2 protein-coding genes and 1 pseudogene are annotated in these 4,074 nt (G+C 32.9%); 2 read left to right on the forward strand and 1 reads right to left on the reverse strand.

Annotated features, from left to right (window positions below; translation table 11 throughout):
* Nucleotides 1–148: 148 nt before the first annotated feature.
* Both F6K06_RS33150 and F6K06_RS33155 read left to right on the forward strand, forming a co-directional pair.
* Nucleotides 149–322 (forward strand): annotated as a pseudogene (locus F6K06_RS33150) (IS630 family transposase); the annotation flags it as partial.
* Nucleotides 323–651: 329 nt separating this feature from the next.
* Nucleotides 652–2,544: an ATP-binding protein gene (locus tag F6K06_RS33155; protein WP_287245267.1), complete on the forward strand. Its 1,893-nt coding sequence runs from the start codon at nucleotides 652–654 to the stop codon at nucleotides 2,542–2,544.
* Nucleotides 2,545–3,465: 921 nt separating this feature from the next.
* Here F6K06_RS33155 and F6K06_RS33160 read toward each other — a convergent pair.
* Nucleotides 3,466–3,843: a PEP-CTERM sorting domain-containing protein gene (locus tag F6K06_RS33160; RefSeq protein WP_287245270.1), complete on the reverse strand. Its 378-nt coding sequence runs from the start codon at nucleotides 3,841–3,843 to the stop codon at nucleotides 3,466–3,468.
* Nucleotides 3,844–4,074: the final 231 nt, after the last annotated feature.

Here is a 4,074-nt window from a genome sequence, read left to right on the forward strand (position 1 = left end):
TTGTCGGTAGAGTTTTTCCAACTCTTCGATACTTTTGTGTGGTTCTAGCTTTAACAATCTCGGCATGGCGATCGCCCAACTCTTACTATTCATCCCTTAATTTATCAGGTTTAATTTTTTTATACCGATGCTACCGGATTTGATATGACAACCAGCAGAAAGGTTATGGCCTCTAATTAATGAACCGATCGCAAATCGTTCATTTACCAGCCTCGAAGAGTTAGAAGAAATTCTGTTTGAGCGTTGTCAAGTTCTTTTAACACAGCAATTTGCAATCAAGGCTATAACCCAGTACCATTGGTGGCCGAAAATTCAGGTTTAATTACTCCGATGCTACCGGATTTGATATCACAGAGTTCTATCGCGCTCTTATCTGGACATGATATCATACCTCTTTTCACCAACGCCCGAAAATCAAGCACTCTAGCTGTCTTAATCTTTACTTTATAAACACTCTCTGACGATTGACTTTTTTTTAAGTGGAATAAGTCGCCAAATATCAAAAAAATCATGTACTACTTTTGCAGATAATACGCTGTAATATTTCTCATTTTTTAATGATTTATTGACTGTGCAGAATAATGGCTAAAATCATATTTATGCAATCTGAAAAAAACTAAAAATTTCCAATATATAGAAGTTCCTTCTTCTATGGCACAAAAAAATCAAAATAGTATGTTCAAATTTTTGATTAAGTTGAAGATAAAAAATAAATTAATTAGGATAGCTAATTTATTCAATGGTTTGAGTATTGCTCAAAAATTTGGTTATAGCTATGCTATGGCAATAAGTGTTGCTGTAATTGGAATTACTTTAGGGTTAGTTATTTCAGAAGAATATGAAAGACGAGTGCTACAAAAACTATATGTTGCAGATAAGCATAGCCATCTTCTCAATGATATGGAAAAAGCTGTTTTAGGGATGCGGTCTCATCCACAAAATTTAGTTCCGGCATTAGCTAAAAAAATTTGGTTCGATTTTGAAAAAGCAAAATTTCTAGGATATGTTAATAAAGTTAGGGAAAATTTAGAAGAACTTACTATTTTTATAGATAACCATCCTCAGGATCTAGCTATAGACACAAAGGAATATAGGCAACTATTAAAATCATATAAAGCGGCAACAAATTCATATTTTAATTATATCAATAATCTTTGGAAACAAATAGATATTCCTAACTTAAAGCAAGAGGAAATTCTACAAGCACAGCAGATGATTATTACTTCATTGAGTAAAAATAAAGCTACTCAAATATACCGAAAATTCGATCGCCTTTCACAAGAACTAATTGCTATTGTGAAAGTAGCAGAAGCTCAAGATTATGAGGCTCATGCTGCCTTAAAAACGGTAACTCAGCTACAAAAAAAAATTATTATTATTAGTGTTTTAACTTCTCTAGGAATAGCGACGTTTTTAGCGATTTATATAAGTCGTTTAATTGCTAATCCTATCAAACAACTCGCTGAAGTTGCTCAACAAGTAACAAAGGAATCTAATTTTCAATTACAAGCTACTGTAAATACAAAAGATGAAGTTGGATTATTAGCTACTTCTTTAAATCAACTTATTTTATGGGTAGGAGAGTACACTCATCAGCTAGAAATGTCTCACAAAACTCTAGAAAATCGTGTGGAAGAACGTACTATTGAACTTACTAAAGCACTTCAACAACTTAAACAAGCTCAATCTCAACTTGTTCAAACAGAAAAAATGTCTAGTTTAGGAAAAATGGTAGGTGGAGTTGCCCATGAAATTAATAACCCAGTTAGCTTCATTTATGGTAATACTGATTATGCGAAACAATATGTTCGTGATTTATTACAGTTAATAGATTTATATCAGCAGCATTATCCTCAACCAAAACCAGAAATTCAAGAGTATATTGAGGAAATTGACCTAGATTTTTTAGCTGAAGATTTTGTAAAAGTTTTATCTTCAATGAAAAATGGGGCAGAAAGAATTAAGCATATTGTTCAATCTTTAAGAAACTTTTCTCGCCTTGATGAATCAGAAATTAAATTTGTTAATCTCCAAGAAGGTATTGAAAATACTCTTGTTATTTTAAACAATAAAATTCAGCACATAAAAGTAATTAAAAACTATGGAGAATTATCTTTAGTTGAATGTTATCCAGCAAAAATAAATCAAGTATTTTTAGATATTATTTTTAATGCTATTGATGCAATCAATGAATCAGAATCTCAATTTCAAGATCATCAACTAGATTTTGTTCCTACTTTAAAAATTCAGACTGAAAAAATAGAGAGCGATCGAGTTAAAATTAGTTTTTGGAATAACGGTCCAATAATACCAGCAAAAATTATAGAAAAATTATTTGACCCATTTTTTACGACAAAACCTGTTGGTCAAGGTACGGGTTTAGGATTAACCAATTGTTATCAGATTATTCAACAGCATTGTGGTCAAATTGAAGTGATTTCTAATTCTGAGCAAGGAACAGAATTTACTATTACTTTGCCGACTAAAATGTCTGATCAAACAAGGAGTCAGGAGACAGCAATTCTGGAGACAGAATCAATATAAATACTTATTTATCATCAGAAATATATCTTTTTACTGAAATTTAACCTGAATTTATTGAAAATTTAACTAAAATATGTTAAGTTTATATATAATATCAAATCTGGTTGAACAACCTCACTTCAATTTAGTAGTCAGTAGAGGATGCTAAACTCTTAGACGTTTACTATTCCATATCGGTCTCCCATTTGATCTATATACAATTAAACGGATTTGATATAATTAGTAAATATTCATTAATTTAGCAATGACATTTGTATAAAATTTTGCGTTCAATTGTGAATGTTTATCTAGGTTCTATATTAATTAGAGAATACTCAAATTTACTTACAGTCAACAAAAGTTATTTATTCTAAGGCAGGTAAAATGTTACAAACTAATTGCAAAAATTCTAAATTTAAGCAAGTGACGATCAATAGAACTTGTAACCATACATTCTCAGTTGCAATTAGAAACCCTAGATATGGGCACAACTACAATTCATCTGTTTGTCATACATCTGTTCCGAGTTTAGTTTCTGCATTTAAAACCTCCAATCTGAAAACAGACATGGGAGCAACAGTTATCGAAGAACTATGATCTATATTCATTATTGATTAGCAAGAAGGAAAAATTTTAGTTGTCTGAGTTTTAAGCTGTTGATATGTTCGCGCCCTTTCCTTCCACTGCTATACTCAATAGACATCTCCTCCAAAAGAGGAAGTAGGCAGCTTTGCTGTAGGCAGTAGGGAACCCACCCCTCGCCCCTCCCCCTCCTGGGAGGGGAAATAATTGATATATCTAGTGTGAGAATTGATTTGATTTTTGGTTTTTGGAGATGTCTAATGAATATGATTAAAACTGGTATAATTATGGTTGTGCCAAATCATCTAACTTGAAGCGTTATTTAATCAAATTATGAACTTAACAAAATAGTTTGGCAGCCTATTTTTTCTTCATCTTTTTGCTAACACCCAAAGCACCTAAAGCTAACAATGCTCCTAATGCTGTAGGTTCGGGAGTTGCTACAGGAGCATCATGTTCCACAATGAGGTCAACCTGGAAAAATATTTCGCCCATTCCTAAAGCAATACCTTCTCCAAAATCTTCTCCAAAAGTTTGATCGATAGAAAACGCTAAGGTAACAGAATCATCTGTGTGAGAAACGGAAACAACATCCTCAAGTCCAGGAGAACCTTCTCTTTCTCTGAAGTTTCCTGTAAAATCTATAACCACTCCTTGTAAAAAACCTTCCCAAAATCCCTCAACATCAACAATTTTTCCTGTCGGAAAGTCAACCCAATTCAAATCATTTAAAGTCACTTCCCAAGTAAATGGCTGTATTTCTTCAAATTCAACATACGACCAGAAAAAATCTAAAGAACCTTGAAAGAAAGAATCTTCGACATTAATATCACCTGTAAGAAATGAACTACCCCGCCGTGTAGACGGACGGGGTTTCTAAGTCCCCGTCAACAAAGTCCGCACTTTGAGATTTTGAGCGCTTCATTTGCCCCAGTTGCCTCATCGAGCCTGTATGTTTACGGGTCGAAT

Origin of the sequence: Okeania sp. SIO1H4 (genome assembly GCF_010672695.1) — a bacterium.
GTDB classification, from domain to species: domain Bacteria; phylum Cyanobacteriota; class Cyanobacteriia; order Cyanobacteriales; family Microcoleaceae; genus Okeania; species Okeania hirsuta.

What these genes read in the sequence shown, in the direction of transcription:
- F6K06_RS33155 (WP_287245267.1), top strand. Translation starts at nt 652, where the DNA reads ATGGCACAAAAAAATCAAAATAGTATGTTCAAATTTTTGATTAAGTTG.